Origin of the sequence: Psychrobacter submarinus (assembly GCF_904846685.1) — a bacterium.
Lineage (GTDB): Bacteria > Pseudomonadota > Gammaproteobacteria > Pseudomonadales > Moraxellaceae > Psychrobacter > Psychrobacter submarinus.
The window spans coordinates 589,151-613,834 of sequence record NZ_CAJHBQ010000002.1 but is presented as its reverse complement, the minus strand read 5'-3'; the positions used below and the strand labels follow the sequence as shown (position 1 = coordinate 613,834).

Genomic DNA, 24,684 nt, shown 5'->3' with positions numbered 1-24,684 from the left:
AAACCATCTAAATGAGTGATAGCCAAACGACTTCATTACCTACTGAGCAGCGTCAAAGCTCAGAGCTTTTAGCTCGCCAGCAGCAAGCTCAGCAGCGACAGATTCTGGCGATGATGGGTATCGGACAATGGGTGCGGCCAGACTCACCAACGCTAAAAATAAGCGATATCACTGAGAGCGCAGGTGATATACAAGCACCCGATTCATTAACTGGGCAGCAGCCGGTATCAGACGAACAAGTTAGACCAGAGGTGCGAGGTGGTGATCCAATAGATAGACACACTACGACTGCGCCAGTTGCTTCAGATGATGAAGTATTAGCTACTGATCACGTAAAAATGAATAGCTTCGATAATGACAGCTTTGATGTTGATGTTGCTAATAATAATGAAAGTTCAAATGCTAGCAACAAGTCTTACAACTTTAACCATTTAAATAGCTTCTCTGAATCAGCTAGTACTGAGCAAGTTGATACTGCTAGCCATACTCCTAACTTAGCCCCTCCTGACTCTAAGAAAATAGCGCCCTTTGATTTGCAAGGCGATCGTTACGGGGACTGGGTACTGCTAGTTGATATTCAGGCGCTTGATAATGACAGTCAAAAGCTCTGGCAAAACATCACTCAAGCCTTATCATTAGACTGTGAGACGAGCTCATTTCCGATATGTGCGGGTATGGACACCGCTGAGCTGGCCAATGCTAGCCTTGCTGGTTATATTTTCAAGATTGCACAGAGTGAAGATATTCAGGTGGCTGTATTGACCGCTTTGCCCGGCGGTTTGTCTCATCCTAAATTTGCGACGACGCCTAGCTTAGAGACAATGCTTGAAGACAGTCTACTTAAGCGGGAGTTTTGGCAGCAGATCTCCAATTAATTCATTGTTTTTGATTGCTATATCATTTAGCTCAAAATAGCTTTACGCGGTTCTAAAATTTATACTTAGCTTTTTCTCTATTTCTTTGTTACTGCTTGGAATTCTTATTATGTCTGAACATACTGCTCCACATCGAACTCCCAACTTTTCTGCAGGCCCTGCTACTATTCCTACTGAGGTTCTACAGCGCGCGCAAAGCGAGATGCTCGATTGGCAGGGTCGCGGTGTCTCGGTGATGGAGGTCAGCCACCGTAGTAAAGAATATATCGCTATCACTGAAAAAGCGGAAAGTAAATTGCGCTCGCTGATGGACATACCTGATAACTATAAAGTGCTGTTTTTGCAGGGCGGCGCAAGCCTGCAGTTCTCGGCTATTCCTTTAAACCTATTAAACAATGGCCGCGCTGATTATCTCTCGACTGGGACGTGGTCAGATAAGGCCATTAAAGAAGCTAAGCGCTACGCTAAGCTAGGTCTTGGTGAGGTTAATGTGGTCGCTAGTGGCAAACAAAGCAATTTTACGGACGTACCTGCGTCTGATGAGTGGAACCTAAGTGATGATGCCAAGTATTTTCATTACTGCGCCAATGAGACCATTCATGGCTTGCAAATATTTGAGCCGCCAAAGGTTGATGTGCCGCTCATCGTAGATATGTCATCAAATATTTTATCGCAGCCGATTGATGTCTCCAAATTTGGTATGATTTACGCCGGCGCACAAAAAAATATCGGTCCCGCAGGTCTTGTTATCGTTATTATCCGTAAAGATTTACTAAACCAAGCCAGCGATTGGTGCCCGCTGCTGATGAACTATACGCATCAGGCTGAAAAAGAGTCGATGTCTAACACGCCAGCGACGTATTCATGGTATCTAGCGGGTCTAGTATTCGACTGGTTAGAAGAGCAAGGCGGCGTTGAAGCTATCGGCAAAATCAATCAGAAAAAGGCGGATCTGCTATACCAGACAATCGATGATAGTAATTTTTATAATAATCCGGTTGCCAAACAATATCGCTCGATTATGAACGTGCCTTTTACCTTGGCAGATGATAGCTTAGATAAAGTGTTTTTAGAAGAGTCAGAAAAAGCAGGCTTGCTACATCTAAAGGGCCATCGCGACGTCGGCGGTATGCGCGCTAGTATCTATAACGCGGTATCGCTTGAGTGGGTAGAGCAGCTTGTTGACTTTATGCAGGATTTTGAAAAAAAGTATGCCTAATTGCTATATCGCCCCTTGCCGGCAAAAATAGCTATAATCAAAAGACGCCACTGAATAAGTGGCGTTTTTTTCTAAGTGGGAATAGCTGAGCGAGAATAGCTGAGCGGGAGTAGCTAAGCGGGTATAGAAGGTACTGAAATTATTTTTAAGGGCGATATTGAAAAAGTAGCAAAACACATCTACGCTTTTGATTAGGTTAAAAAAGCGAAGTTTGGTATGATTAGATTTCGCATCACCGCTAGAATTAGGCTACTGTAAAAGTCTGCTTTGATAAAAAGCGCCGATAGCGCCCATAATGATAGACAAGCTATGATCAATAACGCTCCGATACAAGCTATATTATACAAGTCTTATAAGGCTGCTACTTTGAGCCTACTGCTTTGCTACGCCTCTAGCAGTCAAGCCGAGGTGGTTACCACGTCAGCGCTTGGACATAACAGTAGCGCTGAATACATCGACGCCCCATACATGCCGTACGCCAACCCTGATGCGCCAAAGGGTGGTACGCTATCGCTCGATGCTCGCGGCACCTTTAATGCGGCCAATAAGTGGATGACGACGGGCGTGGCAATGGTCGGCACGGATTATCTGTACGATACCTTGATGACTGGCTCACTGAATGAAGCCTTTACCATGTATCCGCAGCTGGCCACAGGCGTGACTTACGATACTGATGATGCCAGCTGGATCATTTATCATCTCAATCCTAAAGCCAAGTTTTGGGATGGTACGCCAGTCACTAGCAGTGATGTCAAAGCGACTTATGAGGCGATACTCAGCAAAGGCCCGATGTATATTCGCAGCTATTTAGGCGATATTAAAGAAGTACAAATCCTTGATAAACATAAAGTGAAGTTCGTCTTTACCTCCAGTGACAACAAAGAGATTTTGCTAACCGTTGGCCAGTTCCCTATCTTTGCCAAATCCTCCATTGATGCCGATTTTGAAAAGATAAGCTTAACGCCTTTGATGGGCAGTGGCCCATATAAATTAGGCCGTGTCGAGGCGGGGCGTTCGGTCAGCTATGTGCGCGATCCAAATTATTGGGGCCGTGATCTGGCGGTAAATCGCGGCCGCTATAACTTCGATATGATTAAGTTCGTCTATTATCAAAGCGATGAGATTGCCTTTGAAGGCTTTAAGTCTGGACAATATCGCTTTCGTCCCGAAAACAAAGCCTCGAATTGGGCAACAGGCTATAACTTCCCTGCCGTAAAAGCGGGAATGATTGTCAAAGAGTCGATAAGTAGTCAAAACCCTGTACCGATGCAGGGGCTCGTGATGAATATGCGCAGGCCTTTGTTTCAAGATATTCGCGTCCGTGAAGCGCTCAGTCTAGCATATGACTTTGAATGGATGAACAAGACTTTATTTCATGGCCAGTATGAGCGCTTGCAGAGTTTTTTTTATGGCTCAGAGCTGGCGGCGACTGGTACGCCAGCTGCTGATGAGATGGCAGTACTGACGCCACTACTCAGTGATCTAGAGCCTAGGCAGCGTCAAGGAGTGCTTAGCGATTGGCAGCTACCTAAGAGCGATGGTAACGGCTTTAACCGGGAGAGTTTACTCAAGGCAAGGCAGTTACTACTCGATGCTGGATTTTATTATCAAGACATGCAGCTGTATCAGCCAAATGGTGAGCGCGCGCAAATTGAGATTTTGATGACAGGCGATACGCTAGGCCGAGTACTGCTGCCTTATATTCGTAATATTGAGCGCTTAGGATTTGCGGCAAATCTGCGTCAAGTCGACGGGCCGCAGTACTATGAGCGCACGCGTCGTTATGATTATGATATGACGACCGATGTGTTCGCGCAAAGCTTATCACCGGGCGCGGAGCAAGCCGCCTTTTGGGGCAGCGCGGCTGCTGATGAAGTCGGTAATCGCAATACGATCGGCATCAAAAACTCGGCGATAGATACAGTCGTAGAAGCCCTTGGCGATGCTGAGAGTCGTGAGGAGATTGTGCTTTATACCAAAGTGCTCGATCGCTTACTGCGTGCAGGTCACTATTTAGTCCCACTATACGGCAAATCTGGCACTAATGTGGCGTACTGGAATCAGTATCGCCATACGACTTTGCCGACCAATGCGGTTGGTATCGACTACTGGTGGGTGGACAAAGAGGCGGAAGCGAAAGTTAATGATTATTTAAAACGCTAAATTCAGCTCCAAGTGAAAGCGGTAAGCTAAGACGATAAACGTCAATTAACCGTGAATAACAGTCATATAAGCGCACATTTAAGATCAATACGTAAAACCAGTGTTAACCAATAAGGGTTCGATATGAGTATTCAAATTATTCCAATAAAAGCATTTAACGATAATTATATTTGGACATTAATTAATAAAAATAACAAGCAAGCTATCGTTATTGATCCCGGCCAAGCGCAGCCTGTCGCGGACTATATGGAAGAGCATGACTTAGAGATGACCTCTATCTGGACCACGCATCATCACTTTGATCATGTCGGCGGCGTAATGGAGCTACAAGAGCACTTCCCGATGACGCATATCGTCGGCCATAGCGAGCATGGCGTTGAGGAAGATCAAACGATAAAAGACGGCAGCACGGTCAGTGCTTGGGGCTGCTCAGCACAAGTCTGGGATATCCCCGGGCATACGGCAAGTCACATGGCTTATGTGTTGGATATCGACGGTCAAAAGCACTGCTTTTGCGGTGATACGCTGTTTAGCGCAGGCTGCGGTCGTGTCTTTACCGGTACTATCGAGCAGCTTTACGAGAGTTTCAAACGACTAAACAGTCTGCCTGCCGATACGTTATTGTATCCTGCCCATGAATATACGGCTAACAATCTGCGTTTTGGGCTGTCTATTGAGCCGGGTAATATGGCGATGCAGCAAGCTTTAGAGCGAGCAGAGAGTCAGACGCAGCAAGGACTATGTACGCTACCGGTCACTTTGGAGCATGAACGCGAGGTCAATGTGTTTTTGCGAGCGCATGAGCCTAGCGTCATTGCAGGCGTAAAAGCCAAAACGAATATTGACAATGAAGAGCGCTTAACGGTGTTTACAGCGCTACGAGAGCTTAAGGATAACTTCTAACACTCGCATAGCACTACCTCTTACCTCACTTGTCCGCTGACTGTTGTCTGCTATTTTACCTTTGCAAGGAAGTCGTCATCATGGGTCGTTATATCTTAAAGAGACTACTACTGATATTACCGACGCTTTTCTTGATTTTATTGGCGAACTTTGTGATTGTACAGGCCGCACCTGGTGGTCCTGTCGAGCAGCAACTGGCTCTCATTGAACAAGGCGCAAAAGATAGCGCGGTTAATAGTAGCGTAGGCGCAGGCGGCTCTGGCGGTAATACCAGCACTTATCAAGGTACGCGCGGATTATCGGAGGAGATGGTCGCTGCGATTAATGCGCAATATGGCTTTGATAAATCCGCGCCTGAGCGCTTTTGGATTATGCTAAAAAACTATGCTCAATTAGATTTTGGCGAGTCGTTCTTTAAAGGGCAGACGGTAACTGACCTCATTATCGAAAAACTCCCTGTTTCCATCTCCTTAGGACTGTGGAGCACGCTGCTGATCTACATGATTGCCATACCATTGGGGGTTTATAAAGCTATGCATCACGGCTCGGCGGTAGATAAAGCGACAGCGATGCTATTAGCAGTTGGTCATGCGATACCGGTATTTGTATTTGCGGTAATATTATTGGTGTTTTTTGCGGGCGGTAGTTACTTTAATATCTTTCCGCTACAAGGGCTGACCTCAGAGAATTTCGATCAGCTGAGCACTTTAGGTAAAATAAAAGATTACTTTTGGCATTTAGCTTTACCTTTACTAGCGAGTACCGTCGGCGGCTTTGCCGGTTTGACTTACTTGACTAAATTTAGCTTTTTAGAGGAGCTGAGCAAGCAGTACGTGTTGACCGCACGCGCTAAAGGCTTAGGGGAGCGTCAAGTGCTTTACGGGCATGTCTTTCGTAATGCCATGCTGATTGTCATAGCTGGTATTCCGGCCGCTATCGTCGGTATTTTCTTTGCCGGTAACTTTCTTATTGAGATTATCTTTAAACTTGATGGACTGGGCCTGCTTGGCTTTGAAGCCATTCAGCAGCGCGACTATCCAGTGATATTTGGTACGCTGTTTATCTTTACTTTACTTGGTTTATTATTACAGCTTATCAGTGATCTGAGCTATCATCTGATAGACCCTCGTATTGATTTTGAGGGTCGCTAATGTCTAATTATTCTACTGCTACGCCGCCACCTGCTTTAACGAAATCAAAAGCCAAACGCCTAAATCCGATTTGGCAGGCGCGGCTCGATCGCTTTCGTAGTAATCGCTTAGGTTTAATCTCTCTTATTATTTTCAGCTTAGTGTTCATCCTCTGTATGGCCGCTAACGTTATTGCCAATGATAAACCACTACTGGTCAGTTATGACGGTGACTACTATGTGCCTGTATTGACAGCTTATCCTGAGACTACTTTTGGCGGTGTATTTGAGACTGAAGCTAACTATAAAGATCCTGCGGTACAAGCGCTGATTGAGGACAAAGGCTTTTATGTGATGCCGATTATTCCTTTTGCCGATCAGACGCCAAATGTAGAATTGGGTCTTCCTTATCCTGCTGCACCTAACGCTCAGAACTGGCTCGGCACTGACGATCAAGGGCGCGATGTGCTCGCGCGCATTCTCTATGGTATGCGGGTCTCTCTGTTATTTGGTATAGCGTTGACTTTAGCTGGAGCGCTAATAGGCATTATCGTCGGCGCAATTCAAGGCTACTATGGCGGCTGGGTAGATCTAGCAGGTCAGCGCTTTATGGAAGTGTGGGGCGGGATGCCGCAGCTATTTATGATTATCATTTTGGTCAGCCTGTTTAGCCCTAGTGTCTATGTGCTGTTTGCTTTGATGTTATTGTTTGGCTGGATGGGTTTGGTCGGTTTGGTGCGTGCTGAGTTTTTGCGGGCGCGTAATTTTGATTATGTACGGGCGGCGCGTAATTTAGGGGTCTCTGACAGCCAAATCATGCGTAAACATATTTTGCCTAACGCTTTAGCCTCCAGTCTTTCGCAGTTGCCGTTTATCTTAACCGCCAATATCATTGCACTGACTGCGCTTGATTTCTTAGGTTACGGATTACCGCCCGGCTCACCGTCATTAGGGGAGCTGATGGTACAAGGCAAAAACAATCTCGATGCGCCTTGGCTTGCGTTATCAGGGTTCTTTAGCTTAACCTTTATTTTATCCTTGCTCATCTTTATTGGCGAAGCGTTACGTGATGCCTTTGACCCAAGGCGCAGCTGATATGACTGATAATACTAAGCAAAACCCATGTGTTCTAAGCGTTACAGATCTGACTATCAAGGCGGATAACAAAGCCATATTAGTCGATAATTTATCTTATCAGCTGCATCAAAGCCAGACGCTCGCTATCGTTGGTGAGTCGGGCTCAGGCAAATCAATCGCCAGCCTAGCACTGTTAGGATTACTGCCAAATAGCCTAAGCGTCAGTGGTCAGATCTTGCTCGATGGAAGAACGCAGCTACCCATTACCAATAACCAAGGTAAAGATAAGGCGCAAAACAGAGCGCTCAGATCCATTCGTGGTCAGCGCATCGGCATGATATTTCAAGAGCCGATGACTGCGCTGAATCCGCTACATACCGTCGCCAAGCAAATCGCCGAATCGCTGCGCCTAAACGGTATCGCAAAGCCGCAGTGGCGCAAGCATACTATCCAGCTGTTAGAAGATGTCAATATCACTGATCCTATTGATAAGCTCAACCGCTATCCGCACGAACTCTCAGGCGGTCAGCGCCAGCGGGTGATGATTGCGATGGCATTAGCACAGCAGCCTGACATTTTGATCGCTGATGAGCCAACTACCGCGCTTGATGTGACTTTGCAGCACGAGATATTAGCACTACTAAATAGCCTAAAGTCTGAGCGAGATATGGCGATGATTTTGATCAGCCATGACCTAAATTTAGTCAAACGCTATAGCGATGAGATTATCGTTATGCGCCAAGGTCAAACGATTGAGCAAGGCAAAACTGCTGCTATCTTTGCGCAGCCAAAAGCGGACTATACTCGCACACTGATGCAGCAAAATTTTGGCTCAGCGCTAACGATTACCAATGAAACCGCCACTGACGAGAGAGTCTTAGTAGTCAATAAGCTACAAGTGGATTTTCCGATAGAAAAAAACCTATTTGGCGGCACTAAGCGCTGGTTCGAAGCAGTAAAATCAGTCGACCTGAGCTTATCAGCTGGTCAAGCTTTGGGTATCGTTGGCGAGTCGGGGTCTGGTAAGACCACTATTGCCTTGGCGCTGAGCAAACTACTGAGCAATCAAGCGCGCGTGCGCGGACAAGTGCTCATCGACGGTCAGGATCTTTTCGCCTTGAGTAGTAGCGAATTACGTCAGTTTCGCTCGCAGATTCAAATGGTCTTTCAAGATCCTTTTGCTAGTATTAATCCGCGTATGACGGTGATGCAGGTGGTCGAAGAGGGGTTGCTGGTGCAAGGCGTCACTCAGGCTGCGCGTCAGCAGGCTGTGTTAGAGAGTCTCAAGACAGTGCATCTACCCGCTGATTTTGTTCATCGTTATCCGCATGAGTTATCGGGTGGTCAGCGCCAGCGGGTCGCGTTGGCAAGAGCGCTTGTGATGCGGCCAAAGCTGCTGATATTAGATGAGCCGACCTCAGCGCTTGATAGCACCACGCAAGTGACGGTTGTGACGCTACTACGCGAGATACAAGCTAAGTTTAATATCAGCTATGTGTTTATCAGCCATGACCTAAAAGTCGTGCGGGCGCTGTGTCAGTATACTATGGTACTCAAACAAGGCGTTTGCATAGAGGCAGGTGCAACAGAGGAGCTATTTAACCATCCGCAGCATCGGTATTCTCAGCGCTTATTGCAGGCTAGTGTTATATAGGATAAAGAGACGATTACCAAAGTTTAGACGCTGCCACGACTAAATATTGACTAGAACATATGAGTTCATAATTATCGCAATATATATAAAATGACAGTGGTACAATTCATACAAACAGTCGTTTGGTCTTTGTTTTATTTACCGCCGCATTATTGAAAAGGATATTTCTATGCCTGCTACAAACTCTCCTCTTGCAAAACTCATGAACAACGACAAATTACAACATGCCGGCTACTTAGCTGTCGCAAAAACGCGTGCTAAAGCACTAAAAGTATTCTCGCACCTTATTCCGCTACCTAGACCTTTGTTATTCGTCGGTGAGGACGCTTGTAATGAGCTGTGCGATATGGTCATCAATGAAGGCGGCACTAACGTCTTTATCGTAACCGATGCCGTACTCAATAAGCTTGGTATCCCGGCCAAAGTTACTGACTATTTAGATCAGCATAATATCCGCTATCAGGTTTATGATGGCATCACTCCAGACCCTACTTTTGCCGTCGTAGAAGAAGGTCTAAGTCAAACGCTCAACGCTAAGTGCGATGCGATAATCGCTATTGGCGGCGGCTCAGTTATTGATGCAGCGAAGATGATCGCAATGTCACAAGGCAATAACTGTAAGCCGCAAAAGCTTATCGGTATCCTTAAGGCAAGAAAGAAAGGAGTGCCGCTGTACTGTATTCCAACGACTGCCGGTACCGGTTCAGAAGCGACGCTTGGCGCAGTAGTATCGGACAACGACACGCATCAAAAAGCGCTATCAATCGATCCTAGAATGATTCCATTAGCCGCCGCTATCGATCCTGTGATTATGAAAGGGATGCCTAAGCATATCACTGCGGATACTGGTATTGACGTTTTGACTCATGCCTTAGAGGCGTGGATGAGCGCTAATGCTAGCGTTGAGACCGACTATTATGCCGCTTCTGCCACCAAAGCGGTGATGCAGTATCTGCCAATCGCCTATGAAAATGGGGAAGACCTGCAGGCTCGCGAAGAGATGGGGATAGCTGCACATTATGGCGGTATCGCCTTTAATAAAGCTGGTTTAGGTTATGTGCATGCGATCGCTCACCAATTGGGCGCGCATTACAGTATCCCTCACGGCCGCGCTAACGCAATCGTTTTGCCTTATGTGTTAGAGGTCAACCGTAAAGGATCAGAGAAAAGATTGGCGAAACTTGCTAGAAAAACAGGCATCGTTGAAAGCGCTCAAGCGACTAAAACCGATAAAGAGCTGACCAATTACTTTATCGAGCAAGTCCGTGAGCTTATCGAAACTGTCGGCATTGATCCTACCGTTAAAGGTATGAAAAAGACAGATTATGACAATATTGCCAAAGCCGCTGCCAAAGAAGTCAGCGATACTTATGCAGTACCCACTTATATGCCACCGGCGGGTATCAAGAAGATCTTACAAAAAATTCAAACCGCGAGTGAAGATCGACCCAATAATGATACTTAAGATAAAAAAAGCGCTTAACTGACCTTATGGTCGATATTATTTAAAACTATTGGTTATTAGCAGAGCTAGAGTCTATCACCGTAAAGTAATAGGCTCTTTTTCTATTGAAAGCTAACGCTTTTCAGTCATTTAATAGATGTGAATCGAAGTCGTTGACTATGTAGAAACTATAAATAATAAATATATAACAAGAATAAAGTATTTTTTGTCATGCTTGAGCGTTACTATAGTGTAATAAGGCTATAGTATTCAAAGAAGGTAGCAAACAAAACGGTTAGGAGCGTTTTATGAGTTTTCAACGTCAAATTAAAGTTATGAGTATGGCGGCATTAGCCAGTAGCGCTCTGTTAGCAGGCTGCGCCTCCACAGAAAACAGCACTAGTATAAAAAACCCTAATGCTGACAATCCTTATGCCCCTACAGATCCCAATCTAGCAGTAGCGACGGTAGCGGGTGGTTGTTTTTGGTGCGTAGAGGCCGGTTATGAAAAGATCCCTGGCGTCGTAGAAGTTGTCTCAGGCTATAGTGGTGGACAGACTGATAACCCAACCTATAATGCGGTATCAGCGGGAGGCACAGGGCATACTGAAGCTGCTCAGGTCTATTATGATCCTACTAAGATAACCTACAATGGTATCGTACAAGCGTTGTGGCGTATCGCTGACCCTACTGACGACCAAGGTCAGTTTGTCGATAGAGGCACGCAGTATCGTCCGGCTATTTTTTATCATAACCAAAAAGAGAAACAAATAGCAGAAGCGGCTAAAAAAGATCTGCAAGCCTCCGGTGTGTACGATAAGCCAGTAGTGATAGAGATCGTACCGGCGAGTACTTTTTATCCTGCTGAAGAGTATCATCAGGACTACTATAAGAAAAATCCACTACGTTATAAGGCTTATACCTTTAATTCAGGTCGCTATCAGTTTATCGAGAGCGTCTACGGCAAGGACTATGAGCTAGATTTTAGTCAGTTTAAGCCCAAAGATAGCGAAGTTACTATAAATAATACCCAGACAATGAGCTCAACGACAACTGCAAACTCAGGCTTTAATCCTGCGTCATTTGTTAAGCCTAGCAAGGAAGAGCTCAAGCAGTCTTTAAGTGATATACAGTATAAAGTCACGCAAGAGGACGGTACTGAGCGCGCTTTTAATAATGAGTATTGGGATAATAAAGAGCCCGGATTATACGTTGATGTGGTTTCAGGTGAGCCGCTATATTCTTCTCGCGATCAGTATAAGTCTGGGACTGGTTGGCCAAGCTTTACGCGGCCACTGAGCCCAGAGATGGTCATTGAAAAAGAAGACAAAGGGTTTTTCTCAACTCGTACCGAGATTCGTAGTCGCTATGCAGATTCACACGTCGGCCATGTCTTTAATGACGGTCCTGCGCCAACGGGCAAGCGCTATTGTATGAACTCAGCGGCGATGCGCTTTATTCCTTTAGCGGATATGGAAGCAGAAGGCTATGGTCAGTGGATTGATGACGTAAAAACGAGCTAAGCTGAGCTTTGATGTTTAGTGTGAGGTATCTAATATGAAAAAGGACGCAATTAAGCGTCCTTTTTTTGTTTAGGTTGTGTTGAACATTCGACCATGGCACTGACAGAGACTATTTTTTAGGCGATTTGCAGATAAAAATGGTAAGTTTAGTCGTTCTAAGCGTCTATTTTTATCAATAAAGCGGCAAAAAATAGTCCTGTCCCTGTTGTTGTCGTGAGGGCTGATGCTAAAATCGCCCTAGTCGTTGCGACTGTTTAAATAAAATCAGCTAGCCAATGCAATAAGCATTACCTGCAATTTTAACGACCACTAGAACACAGCTTTGATTAACTAGTAGCGATCAGCAGTGCGCATTTGTGAATGTTCAACACGCCCTAATACAAATTAAGAAGAGTCAAATTAAAACGCTGTCTTGCGCGCTGGTAGCGCATTTAAAAACTCATTACGTGCTTGGTTATCATGTACATATTCGCCAAGCATAGCCGTGCTACGAGTCGTAGAGTGCTGCTTATTGACACCGCGCATCATCATACACATGTGTGAGGCATCCATAACCACTGCCACCCCGCGGCAGCCAGTCACATCCATAATAGCCTGTGCCACTTGCTCGCTGAGGTTTTCTTGAATTTGCAGGCGACGCGCAAACACATCGACAATCCGCGCAAACTTTGATAACCCTAACACTTGTCCGTTAGGCAGATAGCCGATATGCGCAAGGCCATGAAAAGGCAGCATATGGTGCTCACATAGAGAATAAAACTCTATATTCTGAACCAACACCAGCTCTCGGTTACTCGATGGAAATACCGCATCGTTGACGACATCGGCTAGGTTTTGATGATAGCCTTGGGTCAGGTGAGCAAAAGCCTTTGCCGCCCGCATAGGCGTATCTTGTAAGCCTGGACGTTCTAGGTCTTCACCAGTCGACTCTATCAGTTGACGATAAGATTCGATGGTTTCTTGATAGTTTGATGCTAGAGTTGAGTCATTACTCATAATTTTGACAGCCATCCAAAATGTGGGTATCGCTTAACGCTAAAGCCTCTCGTGCCCAAGACAGTTTATGTTGGGCGGCTGAGGATTTATGAAGAAAGTGCAAGCTTGGAAGGGTTGTGATTATACTTGAAATCAGCGCAACTTCATACCGCTGTCGATTGCGCTAGCAGTATTTAAGTTTACGACTGTTTACTTAAATTGATTCGTGTATAATGAGAACCCGTAGATTTAGATAATTATAACTGCTTTATAAGGACCTATTATGTTACTTCAAGGCCAACGTTTTGTCGTTACTGGTATCGCCAGCAAACTCTCTATTGCTTGGGCTATCGCTGAGGCACTACACCGCGAAGGTGCTTCATTAATTCTGACTTACCCTAATGACAAAATCAAAAAACGCGTCGATATGGCTGCTGAGAAGTTTGAAGCAGATTTAGTCCTTGAATGCGATGTCGCTTCTGATGACTCTATCGCTGCTTGCTTTGAGCAAGTGACAAACCATTGGGGCGATGGTATTGATGGGGTGGTGCATGCTATTGGCTTTGCCCCTATGGAGCAATTAGATGGCGATTTTGTTAGCGCTACCACCCGCGAGGGCAGCCAAATCGCTCATGATATCTCAAGCTATAGCTTTGTGGCTTTAGCTAAGGCCGCCCGCGAATTATTAGCGATGCGTCACGGTTCCATGTTGACGCTAACTTATGAAGGCAGCATCTCAGTACTACCCAATTACAATGTCATGGGCATGGCAAAAGCCAGCTTAGAGGCGAGCGTGCGCTATCTAGCAACATCGATGGGCGCTGAGGGTATTCGGGTCAATGCTATCTCAGCAGGGCCTATCCGTACACTTGCTGCTAGTGGCATCAAGTCTTTTCGTAAGATGCTCGATATCAGCGAAAAAATCGCACCTCTACAGCGCAATATCAATCAGATGGAGGTTGGTAATGCTGCGCTGTTTTTACTGTCTCCTTGGGCATCGGGTATCACGGGCGAGATTATGTTCGTGGATGCAGGTTTCAACACCGTCGCAATCAGCGAGCAGCTGATGATGCTAGATGAAGCGGATAAATAACGTAGATTACTGCTGGTTCATTACTCTTAGCGCTAGAGTGTCGTCCTAAATAGCGAGCTACTGGCTCTATCAGCAGCATGCCTATCTAGGTCAGCTCACTGCGGCAATGGCTTGCGGATTACAAAATGCCATGGTAGCGACTTATAGCGGCGCGGTGATTCGTACCACGCATCTGACGGGACTGACCTCAGATATGGGCGCGGCTATCGGTAATTGGCTGGCAGGACGCGCTATTAGTAAGCCCACTTTAGGCTTTCAGGCCATTATTTGGTACTGCTTTTGTGGCGGCGGGGTAGTCGGGGCTTTTTTATTTGCTAGAGTTGATTATGCCGCCTTTATCGTTCCTATTGTTATCGTCTTAGCAGCAGCATTTATATATAACCAATCCTTAGATCAGCTACCTGAGAGACGTCCTCCTGCTTTGTAAAATTTGTCTCGCTTGCATACAGAGCATACCATCTACTCACTAAAAAGCGCCTATCAATATGATAAGCGCTTTTTAATTTTGATAGTCTATTAGCAATTTTATAAGCGATGTAAGTTTAGTAGCTCTAATCAGTACCTATAAAAAGCTAAATTTTTAACTGTTTTATTCATTCTCATCTTCATGATCTTCATGCTCGTGCATACCTTGCATCATATCGAGAGCTGAATCGTCAGTACGTTGTTGATCCTTTTCAGATAGGCCATCTTGATTAATATCGTTAGGTGCCATCTTGGTTGTTGCATCAGTTTTATCACGATTTGACATAAAGTACTCCTAGTTAGTGTTGTTCCATATTTATTTATAGTATCCAAAATAGTATGGTTCAAGCAATAAGATATGTACACGGTATAACTGCATAACTTTCGTGACTGAGTGTAACATTTCTCTCTACACTGCCGACACTGCTGAGACAGCACCTCTTTCAATAGAGCTCATTTAATAAGTGCTGCAGTCTTTTAGCCAATAGTAGATATAACCAGGCAGGTTAAAAATCATCAGCAATATTCACCCACACCCAGCCGTTCTCCAGCCACTCCATTAAGTCATCGGGATCGATGTCTGCAACATCATCCGCCTGCAAAGCTTCACCATCTGCCAAGCGCTGCAATGTCTGTTTGGCAATAGTATCTAGACCATCTAGGCGTTGACCATTAGCGTACAGGATGAGTTCACCGGCATGTTTATGATAGAGCAGCCGATTGCTGTAATCTGCTTGTAAGGTCGCGCCTTCCGTTATGGCTTGCATGAGCTCATCGGTCGTTAGAGTCTCCTCAGGTACGAGCGCGTCATATTGGCGCTTGCTGACGACCTCAGACACGGCTTGACGAATGATATCGTCACCACGCTCAGACTGTAGCATGTGCAAGAGCTGCTCTTTGATCGCACTGATACTCTCTGATTGCAATGAGCCAGATGCCTGTAGTGCTTGCGGCAATAGCAGCGGAATAAACAAATCGCTATCGTTGGTGGCGATATCCGCTAGGCTATCGATAATTTGCATCAAATTTGGACGACGGCAGCCAAAAGAGAAAGTCAGACAATCATCTTGCGCCACGCCGAAATGCGAGAGTTTGGGCGGCACATAAAGCACGTCACCCGCTTCTAATATCTCATCAAAGATGATGTCGCCCATATCATCAAACAGTCTTATCGGCTCATCTGCGACAAACTCCGTATTCTTATCACAGTATTTACCTAGCTGCCAACGGCGAGAGCCATAGCCTTGCGCCAAAAACACATCATAATCATCATAGTGCTTGCCGACCGAGCCGCCTTTAGGCGCGTAAGAGACCATAATATCATCACGCTGCCACTGCGGAATATAGTCAAACGCTTGCCACAATTGCCCAAGCTCAGGCGACCATTGCTCAAGGTTTTGCACAAGGACTGTCCACTGCGCTGGCAGGTTGTCAAAGTCGGTTTTGCTTAAGGGGCTTTTTTTGAGTTGCCACTGCGGCTCATCGACTGGCTTAGTTGCCGCTTGAGTGAGCAGGCGGGCAGAGGCCTCTTCTTCAAGCGCTAGGCCGAGCATATCTTCTGGCTCAAACATACCGATTAGTTGCGGCAGACCTTGCTTGATCAGCAATGGCTTTTTTTGCCAATACTCGTTTAAGAATTGCTCAGGGGTCATATTATCAGGTAAACAAAGGGGTATAGCGATCATTGGTAAATCCATATAAAAATTAGGAAAAATTAATAGTCAGGATGACTTTATAGGAGAGTTTTAATCGTTTATGATGACTTTTCGATAGCTTAATACAAAGACTATCGGCTTATCTTAAAATTATAGGAAGTTTATGAAAAAGTTGCATTTCATCGTCATTATCGCCAGCGTATTTGTCCTACAAGCTTGTGTCCACAAAATTGTCACTGTACCTGCCAAAGTTGCTTATAAAACCACCAAAGGCGTAGTCAAAGGCACGGTCGCGGTCGGCAAGGCTATCATACCAGGCGACAGTGATGACGATGATGATAAAAAGGATAAAAAATAAAACCTTACTTATCACCTATGAGTTTTTAAGATCATCATAGCATGCAAAGTAAGGTTGTTTTTTTATAGACTTAGGCGAATGTATAGCCAGTTTGAACAAATAGAGATGAGGCAATTGTGCCTTATCTCTATTGCTTTAAGGTATTCAATTCACCTTAGCAAACTTTAAAGCTTTGCTATCCAGTCTTGAATAGCGCGTGCTTGCTCAGCAGCGTTACCCGTATAAGTAGCTGGCGTCAGCTCGCGCAGGCTTGCTTTGTCGCTATCTGAGACAGCAGCCAACTCATCGCTCTCTACAAAGGTGAGCATGGCTTCGCGAGTCATGGCATTACCGCGAGTCAAGGCTTTGAGCTTCTCGTATGGGTTTTCGACACGGTAACGGCGCATGACCGTTTGGATCGGCTCGGCAAGTACCTCTTGCGCTTGCTCCAAGTCATCATTTAAACGCTGAGGATTGACTTCTAATTTGCCTACACCTTTTAGGCATGCATCATAAGCAATCATACTTTGCGCCAGGCCGACACCGATATTACGCAGGACGGTAGAATCTGACAAATCACGCTGCATACGCGAGATAGGCAGCTTTTCCCCTAAGTGCGCTAGCATGGCATTGGCCACGCCCAAGTTGCCTTCTGAGTTTTCGAAGTCAATCGGATTGACCTTGTGCGGCATGGTAGATGAACCGACTTCGCCGTCTTTTAGGCGCTGCTTAAAATAGCCTAAGCTAATATATTGCCAAATGTCACGGTTAAAATCGATTAATATAGTATTAAAACGTTTGACCGCATCAAACAACTCAGCGATATAATCATGTGGCTCAATTTGAGTCGTATAAGGATTAAACGTCAGCTCTAAGCTTTGATTGATAAACTGCTCAGCGTGACTTTGCCAGTTGACTTCTGGATAGGCTGATAGGTGAGCATTGTAGTTACCGACTGCGCCATTGATTTTACCGAGTAGCTCAACCTGACCGATTTGCTTGATTTGACGAGCGAGGCGGTAGGCGACGTTTGCCATCTCTTTACCTAGCGTCGTTGGGCTGGCAGTTTGACCATGCGTGCGTGACAGCATAGGCTGATCGGCATGGGCAATGGCTAACTCGGCGATACTGTCGGTCACTTGCTGCATTTTTGCAACCACAAGCTCGCGGCTGTCTTTGAGCATAAGCGCATAAGACAAATTGTTAATATCTTCACTGGTACAAGCAAAATGGATAAACTCCAAGCTGTCCTCTAACTGCTGATTGCCGCGAAACTTATCTTTGATAAAGTACTCAACCGCTTTGACGTCGTGATTAGTCGTCGCCTCAATATCTTTAATCGCCTGCGCGTCACTTTCACTAAAATCATCAACGATACTATTCAAAAAGGCATTGGTATCTGCATCAAACGCTGATAATTCACCGATGGCATCATTATCTGCTAACGACTGTAACCAGCGGATCTCAACGGTGACACGCGCTTTAATAAGACCAAACTCAGAAAGATAAGGACGTAAGCTGTCAGCTTTTGAAGCATAACGGCCATCAATTGGGGAAAGAGCGGTAAGTGGGGTCATGGTATCGCCTTTGAATGAACAGAAAGTGAATGACTGCTTACGACAGCAGTAAATTTTGGTGGCGCAATTATAGCAAAAACTGATGCAAAAAAGGGAGTGTCAGCGATATTTTCCACGAATTAATAGTACGTCAAAGACAGACATCAACGTCAATAGATTTGGGAGAAATTGAATAGAGAGAGGAGTCAAAAACGATTGAGGATCATAATCCAAACGCGAACGGACGACATGACAAGCGGAGCAGTAACGGTTGCTACTGCCGCTTGTTAGAAATTAAACGCTACGGTTGCTACTGCCGCTTGTTAGAAATTAAACGCTATCTAAAAACCGCATGGCGCATCAATAGATTCAATCACACCGCCGCCTAAGCATACCTCATCGATATAAAATACCGCTGACTGACCAGGGGTGACAGCGCGCTGCGGCTCATCAAATACCACTCGAACCTCACTGCCATCAGCATTGGTCGCAAACACGCGGCACGCTTGATCAGGCTGGCGATAGCGAGACTTTGCCATACAGCTTAAACCTTCGCTAGTAAAAACAGCTTTGGGTGCAGCACCATCGACCCAGTCGAGTTTGTACGCTTTTAGCTCGTTGCTCATTAGCATAGGATGCTCGTGGCCTTGACCAACGATTAGCTGGTTTTTCTCTAAATCTTTAGCAAGGACAAACCAAGGCTCCTCAGGACGGTCTTTGACTCCGCCGATACCGATACCGCCGCGCTGACCTAAGGTGTAGTACATTAGCCCATCATGCTGACCGATAACATGTCCATCGTCAGTGATGATATCGCCTTTTTGAGCAGGCAAGTACTGCTGCAAAAAGTCTTTAAAGCGGCGCTCACCAATGAAGCAAATACCGGTTGAGTCTTTTTTCTTCGCGGTCACTAAATCATGCTCTTCTGCGATGCGGCGTACTTCAGGCTTCTCTAACTCTCCGACTGGGAATAAAGTCTTGGCTATCTTGTCGCCGCCCACCGCATGCAAAAAGTAGCTTTGGTCCTTGTTATTATCAAGGCCGCGCAATAGCTGCGCTACCTCCATACCCGCGCTATTTTTATAATTTACGCTGCGGCGCGTGTAATGACCGGTAGCGATATAATCAGCGCCAAGACCAAATTTTGGATCAGAGGCATAGTCCAAAAACGCCTTAAATTTGATCTCTTTATTGCACAAAATATCAGGGTTGGGCGTGCGTCCGGCTTTGTATTCCGCCAAAAAATGTTCGAACACGCGATCCCAGTATTCCATCGCAAAGTTGGCAGTGTGCAATTTGATACCGATTTTGTCACAGACCGCTTGCGCATCTGCAAGATCGTCCATAGCCGTGCAGTACTCAGTGCCGTCGTCCTCTTCCCAGTTTTTCATAAACAGACCTTCGACGATAAAGCCTGCTTGCTGCAGAAGTACGGCCGATACCGAAGAGTCGACACCGCCTGACATACCAACGATGACCCGCTTCGTGTTTGGGCTATCGATGTCGGCTAAGTTTAGAGGGCGATGGTGAGTGATCGTAGTAGCTTGACTGGATAAATTTTGCGTGGCTGATGTAACTGGCATAACGGAGCGCTCAACAATTTGTGATAACATAGGCGCTATATTATAGCATTGAATTAAAAATCAATGCTTATCAAGCTAATTTCTAGTTTTAAAAATAGCTTAGATGCTTTCATAATCGTTTCGCTTATGTTGAATAAAATTTTGGATGAACAATGATAAAAATTGGTCAAGGCATTGACGTTCATGCTTTTCATAACAATGGTGAACAGCAACAATATGTCATATTAGCTGGCGTGCCGATTGAGCACACCCATAGCTTGCTTGCGCACTCAGACGGCGATGTAGTGCTGCACGCACTTGCGGATGCTCTGCTTGGCGCTCTGGCGATGGGTGATATCGGTCAGCATTTTCCCGATACTGATAGCGCGCATGCTGGCTTGGACTCGCGAGTGTTACTGCGCTATGTGTATAGCAAAATAGTCGACGCCGGCTACAAGATTGGTAATGCTGATATTACCGTGATGTGTGAGCGCCCTAAGCTTGCTCCCCATAATCAGGCGATGCGTGATAATATTGCCAGCGATTTGCAAACTGATGTCAGCAACATCAGTGTCAAAGCCACGACTACTGAAAAGCTAGGATTCGCCGGTCGTCAAGAGGGCATTATGGCAAGTGCTGTCGTCCTTTTATTGGCTGATAAGTCCTAATCGTTAGTGGCTTTGATAGTGACCCTTAATAAGCCATTGTTAAAGATTTAGAATAAGTCCTCAAAATGGCTTGCAATAAAGTTATCTCTACCCCATGTAGCACATAACGCTAAGCAAAATTTTTAATAACCCTGCTATTTTAATCACCCTACTAATAGGATAGGAGCTTTTATGAGCGAGCAAACCCCAAATACCGCTGCTAATGATGTCGAACAATTGATTCGCGATCAAATTCGTGACAATAAAGTACTCATTTATATGAAAGGCACGCCGCAGTTTCCGCAGTGTGGATTTTCCGCGCGCTCTATTGAAGTATTAACGCAAATCGGCCGTCCGTTTGCTTTTGTTAATATCTTAGAGAACCCTGAGATTCGCGCGACTTTGCCAAAAGTGGCGAATTGGCCTACTTTCCCACAGTTATGGATTGATGGCGAGCTGATGGGCGGCTCAGATATCATTCTACAAATGTATCAATCAGGCGAATTGAAGCCACTAGTCGAAGCTAATAGCCCTGCCGCTTAATCAAAGTTAACGATCAGGTTGTCTGGATCCCATATAAGCTTTGAGTAAATACTCAAAATAATAATCAGCCTTAGTTAAAGCCTGAGTCAGCCAATAGCTGCTGACTCAGGCTTTGTTGTTTTCGGCGTATTTATCCCCATATACGGCTGCATAATCAAATAAACAATAAGAGGGTATTATGACCAATCAAACCAATACGCAAGCCTATGAAGATGCCGCTTTAGAAAAACGCCGCGAGCATCTTAAGAATGAATCAACGCGCATCATCGAGATGGCCAATAACGAGGACTTCTCAGCGCTTAGATGTATTCATCAGCTCAGCGTCGCTGGCGGGGCGACAGATGGTACATATACTGCAATCGAGCAGCGTATCGTTGCTGATCAAGATGCGGCGGGGGCTTATCATCTAGCGCTTTTGGCACAGAATACGCCAGATCTGCCCGTTGATGCTCGTCAGCTTATCGAGATTGTCGTCAATAAAGGCGATAATGAGCAGCGTTTGGCCTTATTGAAGAACCTGCCACTACCGCCTGTTGAGCTCATCAAAGAGCAAATACTAGCTAGCGATGATGGCGAAGCGATTGGACAGATGAATGCTTATTTGCAAATTAACCCAGAAGGTCATGGCAGTCAGCATATGCTGGTCAGTGGTCATTCCGATCAAATTGTACCGCTAAGCGAGGGCAAAAATATAAAGTTTGATTAATGCAGCTCACTAATAACGGCAAAAAATTGTTATAATGAGCACCAATGTCAACTCTCTAGCCATTTTTTAAATCACTGAATACGATAGATGTTGATGTCCTTATTTTTGGGTCGATATCTATCAAGCGAGGCACAAATGCAATACCCAAAACATTACGACGTAGTCGTCATCGGCGGCGGTCATGCGGGGACCGAAGCCGCTCTAGCAGCAGCGCGTATGGGTGCGCAGACCTTGCTATTGACGCACAATATCGAGACCTTAGGCCAGATGAGCTGTAATCCTGCTATCGGCGGTATCGGTAAATCGCACTTAGTGCGTGAGATTGATGCGTTAGGCGGTGCTATGGCTTTGGCGACTGACAAGGCGGGCATTCAGTTTCGGGTACTAAACAGTCGTAAGGGCGCAGCAGTACGGGCCACGCGCGCGCAAGCGGATCGTATTCTTTATAAAGCGGCTATTCGTCATACGCTTGAGAACCAGCCTAATCTTGATCTGTTTCAGCAAGGTGCAGATGATATCTTAGTCGAGAATGGTCGCGCGACTGCTGTTGTCACCTCTACCGGTATTATTTTTAAAACCCAGACGGTTATTTTGACTTCAGGGACTTTTTTAGGCGGCGTCATACATATCGGCCTTGAGAATTCTAAAGGCGGACGCGCGGGAGATCAGCCCTCAATTAAGCTTGCTGATCGTCTGCGCGAGCTAAAGCTACCTGTCGGCCGCTTGAAGACAGGCACGCCTGCGCGTATCGATGCGCGCACGGTGGACTTTAGCGTTATGACCGTACAGCCTGGTGATACGCCATTGCCAGTGATGAGCTATATGGGTAATGTAGATATGCATCCTGAGCAAGTCAATTGTTATATTACTCATACTAATGCGCGTACCCATGACATCATCCGCGAAAACCTTGATCGCTCGCCGATGTTTTCTGGCAAAATCGAAGGCGTAGGCCCGCGTTATTGCCCGTCGATTGAGGACAAGATCCACCGCTTCGCTGATAAAGACAGTCATCAAATCTTTATTGAGCCTGAAGGTCTCACTACTCATGAGCTTTATCCTAATGGTATCTCCACCAGCTTGCCTTTCGATGTGCAGTTAGAGTTTATCCATAGTATGAAAGGCCTTGAGAACGCACATATTACCCGCCCTGGCTATGCCATTGAGTATGATTATTTTGATCCGCAAAACCTCAAACCAACGCTTGAAACTAAGTCGATTGATGGGCTTTATTTTGCCGGTCAGATCAATGGCACGACAGGCTACGAAGAGGCAGGGGTGCAAGGCTTATTAGCAGGTACTAATGCTGCACTAGAGACCACGAATAATAGCGAGTATGACACGTGGACGCCGCGCCGTGACGAGGCGTATCTAGGTGTGCTCGTCGATGATCTCATCACTCATGGCACCACTGAGCCGTATCGAATGTTTACTAGTCGTGCTGAGTATCGTCTGCTGCTACGTGAGGATAACGCTGATCAGCGCTTGACTGAGACCGGTCGCAAATTAGGTCTCGTTGATGATAGCCGCTGGCAAGCTTATGAGCAAAAGATGGAATCGATAGCTAGTGAGTCCGCGCGTCTCAAAGACATGTGGGCGACGCCAGTCAATGACTTAGGTAAGCAAGTCGCCGCGCAAACGGGTGAGGTGCTATCAAAAGAAGCGACCGCTTATGATTTGCTCAAGCGTCCGCAGATTAACTTTGCCGATATCGCTGCGATTACTGATTCCAAAGTCGATAACCAAGTGGGTGAACAGATTGAGATTTCAGTCAAGTATGCCGGCTATATCGATCGTCAGCGCGATGATATTGAGCAAATGAAGCGTTTGGAGAATACCGCGCTACCACTCGATTTTGATTATAGTATCGTCTCTGGTCTGTCGAATGAAATTGTACAGAAACTCAGTAAAGTACGTCCAGCCACGCTCGCACAAGCGGGGCGTATTAGCGGGGTTACCCCTGCCGCGATTCAACTGCTAGCGATGACAGTCAAAAAGCAGAAAAAAGCCAAGTCGGCACTGGAGTCGTAAGTTTTATACTATTGATGAGGCTGTAGACAGGTTTTATCTAAAACATGAGTTAACGTTTTATTGACGTGAGTCACTTATGATCGCTGCGGTTATTTTTGCTATTACTATCGTACTGCCCAACCTCTTTTTGATGGGGTTGGGTTTTTTTATGAAAAAACGCGGACAAGTGAGCCAAGCGTTTATCGATCAAGCCTCTTATTTTGTTTTTAATTACTGTCTGCCAGCTTTATTGTTTTTTAGTGTGGTCGATAGCGAGGTTGACTATGCTAAGCAAATCACCTTAATAACGGCAGGCGTTGTCGTCACCTTTATTTTGTTTCTTGGTAGCGAGATTTACGCTAAGCGCTTTATAGCCGATAGCGCGGATCAAGGGGTGTTTGTCCAAGGTATCTTTCGCAGCAACATGGCGATTATCGGTCTTGCTACCGTCGCCAACGCTTATGGTGATATCGGCCTCAGTATCGGCGCGGTCTATATGGGCATCGTCACTATTCTCTTTAATATCCTAGCGGTGATTACGCTTAGCCGAGTGTCTAAAAGCTTAGATGATACCCGTCTAAGCCGTAGCCTAATGGTAATAAAAAAGGTATTTACCAATCCGCTTATCTTAGCGCTACTGGCGGCTTTTACTTATAAAGCATTACCACTGCCGCCTGTGCCCTCAGTCATTCATCATACTGGTGATTTACTCGCAGCAGTGGCGCTGCCTCTCGCTCTACTTTGTGCGGGCGCAAGTATCAACCTAAAAGCGATGCTCAGTCTGTCAGGCTTATCGATGCAAGCGAGTATAGGCCGTATTGTGATTGCGCCGCTACTGGCTATCGCTATCGGTTTGGCATTTGGTTTAACGGGCGTGCATATGGGGGTGCTGTTCTTGATGGTCGCATCGCCAACGGCAGCGGCAAGCTATGTGATGGTCAAAGCGATGGGCGGTAATGACATTTTAGCTGCCAATATTTTGGCGTTTACCACGGTGGTGAGTCTATTTGGTATGGCGCTAGGCGCGGCGGTATTGCGTACTTTAGGATTGATGTAACTAGTATTGATGTAACTAGTATTGATGTAACTAGTATTGATGTAAAAAGTGAGGTGAGCTTAGGCTTAGTGTATTTAAAGATAAGAGGTGC

21 protein-coding genes and 1 pseudogene are annotated in these 24,684 nt (G+C 45.8%); 17 read left to right on the top strand and 5 right to left on the bottom strand.

All coding sequences use genetic code 11. From position 1 onward, the window contains the following. The first annotated feature begins 11 nt into the window (after positions 1-11). The 9 genes from JMY03_RS08765 to msrB all read left to right on the top strand — a co-directional run bounded on the left by JMY03_RS08765 (position 12) and on the right by msrB (position 11,987). Positions 12-875: a DNA polymerase III subunit psi gene (locus JMY03_RS08765; RefSeq protein WP_201603030.1), complete on the top strand. Its 864-nt coding sequence runs from the start codon at positions 12-14 to the stop codon at positions 873-875. Positions 876-984: 109 nt separating this feature from the next. After that, positions 985-2,094, top strand: coding sequence for a 3-phosphoserine/phosphohydroxythreonine transaminase (gene serC, locus JMY03_RS08760; RefSeq protein ID WP_201603029.1), 1,110 nt, complete (start codon positions 985-987; stop codon positions 2,092-2,094). Between the two features lie 309 nt (positions 2,095-2,403). After that, positions 2,404-4,257, top strand: coding sequence for an extracellular solute-binding protein (locus JMY03_RS08755; RefSeq protein WP_201603028.1), 1,854 nt, complete (start codon positions 2,404-2,406; stop codon positions 4,255-4,257). 123 nt (positions 4,258-4,380) lie between these two features. Continuing rightward, positions 4,381-5,160 carry a hydroxyacylglutathione hydrolase gene (gene gloB, locus JMY03_RS08750; protein ID WP_201559566.1) on the top strand — a complete coding sequence of 260 codons (780 nt, stop codon included), beginning with the start codon at positions 4,381-4,383 and terminating at the stop codon, positions 5,158-5,160. 80 nt (positions 5,161-5,240) lie between these two features. After that, complete coding sequence (locus JMY03_RS08745; protein ID WP_201603027.1) at positions 5,241-6,311, top strand: microcin C ABC transporter permease YejB; 1,071 nt, start codon at positions 5,241-5,243, stop codon at positions 6,309-6,311. Then, positions 6,311-7,384, top strand: a complete 1,074-nt coding sequence (locus JMY03_RS08740; RefSeq protein WP_025646850.1) for an ABC transporter permease — start codon at positions 6,311-6,313, stop codon at positions 7,382-7,384. The genes JMY03_RS08745 and JMY03_RS08740 overlap by 1 nt, the downstream gene beginning before the upstream one ends. Next, complete coding sequence (locus JMY03_RS08735) at positions 7,359-9,020, top strand: ABC transporter ATP-binding protein (RefSeq protein WP_201603026.1); 1,662 nt, start codon at positions 7,359-7,361, stop codon at positions 9,018-9,020. Before JMY03_RS08740 ends, JMY03_RS08735 begins: the two co-directional genes overlap by 26 nt. A 169-nt stretch (positions 9,021-9,189) precedes the next feature. Then, positions 9,190-10,485 carry an iron-containing alcohol dehydrogenase gene (locus tag JMY03_RS08730; RefSeq protein ID WP_201603025.1) on the top strand — a complete coding sequence of 432 codons (1,296 nt, stop codon included), beginning with the start codon at positions 9,190-9,192 and terminating at the stop codon, positions 10,483-10,485. 287 nt (positions 10,486-10,772) lie between these two features. Next, a complete protein-coding gene (msrB, locus tag JMY03_RS08725; protein ID WP_201603024.1) occupies positions 10,773-11,987 on the top strand; it encodes a peptide-methionine (R)-S-oxide reductase MsrB in 1,215 nt (404 codons plus the stop codon). Between the two features lie 399 nt (positions 11,988-12,386). On the opposite strand, the gene folE is transcribed toward msrB, so the two are convergent. Next, positions 12,387-12,983, bottom strand: a complete 597-nt coding sequence (gene folE / locus JMY03_RS08720; protein ID WP_025646854.1) for a GTP cyclohydrolase I FolE — start codon at positions 12,981-12,983, stop codon at positions 12,387-12,389. A 262-nt stretch (positions 12,984-13,245) separates the two neighbouring features. Between folE and JMY03_RS08715 the strand changes: the two genes are divergently transcribed. Together JMY03_RS08715 and JMY03_RS08710 are read left to right on the top strand one after the other, a co-directional pair. Continuing rightward, positions 13,246-14,055 carry an enoyl-ACP reductase FabI gene (locus JMY03_RS08715; RefSeq protein WP_025646855.1) on the top strand — a complete coding sequence of 270 codons (810 nt, stop codon included), beginning with the start codon at positions 13,246-13,248 and terminating at the stop codon, positions 14,053-14,055. Positions 14,056-14,104: 49 nt separating this feature from the next. Beyond that, positions 14,105-14,482, top strand: a pseudogene (locus JMY03_RS08710) (YoaK family protein); the annotation flags it as partial. 162 nt (positions 14,483-14,644) lie between these two features. On the opposite strand, the gene JMY03_RS08705 reads toward JMY03_RS08710, so the two are convergent. Both JMY03_RS08705 and JMY03_RS08700 read right to left on the bottom strand, forming a co-directional pair. Then, positions 14,645-14,806, bottom strand: a complete 162-nt coding sequence (locus JMY03_RS08705) for a hypothetical protein (protein ID WP_198013373.1) — start codon at positions 14,804-14,806, stop codon at positions 14,645-14,647. 220 nt (positions 14,807-15,026) lie between these two features. Then, entirely contained in the window at positions 15,027-16,205 is a 1,179-nt protein-coding gene (locus JMY03_RS08700) for a cupin domain-containing protein (RefSeq protein ID WP_201603011.1), read from the bottom strand. 133 nt (positions 16,206-16,338) lie between these two features. Between JMY03_RS08700 and JMY03_RS08695 the strand changes: the two genes are divergently transcribed. Beyond that, entirely contained in the window at positions 16,339-16,533 is a 195-nt protein-coding gene (locus JMY03_RS08695; protein ID WP_100749484.1) for an NF038104 family lipoprotein, read from the top strand. A 164-nt stretch (positions 16,534-16,697) separates the two neighbouring features. Here JMY03_RS08695 and purB read toward each other — a convergent pair whose 3' ends face one another. Further along, positions 16,698-18,089: an adenylosuccinate lyase gene (gene purB, locus JMY03_RS08690; protein WP_201603009.1), complete on the bottom strand. Its 1,392-nt coding sequence runs from the start codon at positions 18,087-18,089 to the stop codon at positions 16,698-16,700. 320 nt (positions 18,090-18,409) lie between these two features. Continuing rightward, positions 18,410-19,651 carry a tRNA 2-thiouridine(34) synthase MnmA gene (gene mnmA / locus JMY03_RS08685; RefSeq protein WP_201603007.1) on the bottom strand — a complete coding sequence of 414 codons (1,242 nt, stop codon included), beginning with the start codon at positions 19,649-19,651 and terminating at the stop codon, positions 18,410-18,412. Between the two features lie 152 nt (positions 19,652-19,803). Between mnmA and ispF the strand changes: the two genes are divergently transcribed. From ispF to JMY03_RS08660, 5 genes are all read left to right on the top strand, one after another. Beyond that, positions 19,804-20,298 carry a 2-C-methyl-D-erythritol 2,4-cyclodiphosphate synthase gene (ispF, locus tag JMY03_RS08680; protein ID WP_201603004.1) on the top strand — a complete coding sequence of 165 codons (495 nt, stop codon included), beginning with the start codon at positions 19,804-19,806 and terminating at the stop codon, positions 20,296-20,298. Between the two features lie 171 nt (positions 20,299-20,469). Beyond that, positions 20,470-20,820 carry a Grx4 family monothiol glutaredoxin gene (gene grxD / locus JMY03_RS08675; RefSeq protein ID WP_025646862.1) on the top strand — a complete coding sequence of 117 codons (351 nt, stop codon included), beginning with the start codon at positions 20,470-20,472 and terminating at the stop codon, positions 20,818-20,820. Between the two features lie 178 nt (positions 20,821-20,998). After that, positions 20,999-21,526, top strand: coding sequence for a hypothetical protein (locus tag JMY03_RS08670; RefSeq protein ID WP_201603002.1), 528 nt, complete (start codon positions 20,999-21,001; stop codon positions 21,524-21,526). A gap of 135 nt (positions 21,527-21,661) precedes the next feature. Beyond that, positions 21,662-23,557 carry a tRNA uridine-5-carboxymethylaminomethyl(34) synthesis enzyme MnmG gene (gene mnmG, locus JMY03_RS08665; protein ID WP_201602999.1) on the top strand — a complete coding sequence of 632 codons (1,896 nt, stop codon included), beginning with the start codon at positions 21,662-21,664 and terminating at the stop codon, positions 23,555-23,557. 76 nt (positions 23,558-23,633) lie between these two features. Continuing rightward, complete coding sequence (locus tag JMY03_RS08660) at positions 23,634-24,593, top strand: AEC family transporter (RefSeq protein WP_201602996.1); 960 nt, start codon at positions 23,634-23,636, stop codon at positions 24,591-24,593. The last annotated feature ends 91 nt before the right edge of the window (positions 24,594-24,684 follow it).

Bases quoted from the DNA above. Each gene is read 5' to 3' on its own strand.
- purB (WP_201603009.1), bottom strand. From the start codon at position 18,089: ATGACCCCACTTACCGCTCTTTCCCCAATTGATGGCCGTTATGCTTCA.
- mnmA (WP_201603007.1), bottom strand. From the start codon at position 19,651: ATGCCAGTTACATCAGCCACGCAAAATTTATCCAGTCAAGCTACTACG.
- JMY03_RS08660 (WP_201602996.1), top strand. From the start codon at position 23,634: ATGATCGCTGCGGTTATTTTTGCTATTACTATCGTACTGCCCAACCTC.
- msrB (WP_201603024.1), top strand. From the start codon at position 10,773: ATGAGTTTTCAACGTCAAATTAAAGTTATGAGTATGGCGGCATTAGCC.
- JMY03_RS08735 (WP_201603026.1), top strand. From the start codon at position 7,359: ATGCCTTTGACCCAAGGCGCAGCTGATATGACTGATAATACTAAGCAA.
- JMY03_RS08670 (WP_201603002.1), top strand. From the start codon at position 20,999: ATGACCAATCAAACCAATACGCAAGCCTATGAAGATGCCGCTTTAGAA.
- JMY03_RS08730 (WP_201603025.1), top strand. From the start codon at position 9,190: ATGCCTGCTACAAACTCTCCTCTTGCAAAACTCATGAACAACGACAAA.
- JMY03_RS08740 (WP_025646850.1), top strand. From the start codon at position 6,311: ATGTCTAATTATTCTACTGCTACGCCGCCACCTGCTTTAACGAAATCA.
- mnmG (WP_201602999.1), top strand. From the start codon at position 21,662: ATGCAATACCCAAAACATTACGACGTAGTCGTCATCGGCGGCGGTCAT.
- folE (WP_025646854.1), bottom strand. From the start codon at position 12,983: ATGAGTAATGACTCAACTCTAGCATCAAACTATCAAGAAACCATCGAA.
- serC (WP_201603029.1), top strand. From the start codon at position 985: ATGTCTGAACATACTGCTCCACATCGAACTCCCAACTTTTCTGCAGGC.
- JMY03_RS08755 (WP_201603028.1), top strand. From the start codon at position 2,404: ATGATCAATAACGCTCCGATACAAGCTATATTATACAAGTCTTATAAG.
- JMY03_RS08715 (WP_025646855.1), top strand. From the start codon at position 13,246: ATGTTACTTCAAGGCCAACGTTTTGTCGTTACTGGTATCGCCAGCAAA.
- JMY03_RS08765 (WP_201603030.1), top strand. From the start codon at position 12: ATGAGTGATAGCCAAACGACTTCATTACCTACTGAGCAGCGTCAAAGC.
- JMY03_RS08700 (WP_201603011.1), bottom strand. From the start codon at position 16,205: ATGATCGCTATACCCCTTTGTTTACCTGATAATATGACCCCTGAGCAA.
- ispF (WP_201603004.1), top strand. From the start codon at position 19,804: ATGATAAAAATTGGTCAAGGCATTGACGTTCATGCTTTTCATAACAAT.
- grxD (WP_025646862.1), top strand. From the start codon at position 20,470: ATGAGCGAGCAAACCCCAAATACCGCTGCTAATGATGTCGAACAATTG.
- JMY03_RS08695 (WP_100749484.1), top strand. From the start codon at position 16,339: ATGAAAAAGTTGCATTTCATCGTCATTATCGCCAGCGTATTTGTCCTA.
- JMY03_RS08705 (WP_198013373.1), bottom strand. From the start codon at position 14,806: ATGTCAAATCGTGATAAAACTGATGCAACAACCAAGATGGCACCTAAC.
- gloB (WP_201559566.1), top strand. From the start codon at position 4,381: ATGAGTATTCAAATTATTCCAATAAAAGCATTTAACGATAATTATATT.
- JMY03_RS08745 (WP_201603027.1), top strand. From the start codon at position 5,241: ATGGGTCGTTATATCTTAAAGAGACTACTACTGATATTACCGACGCTT.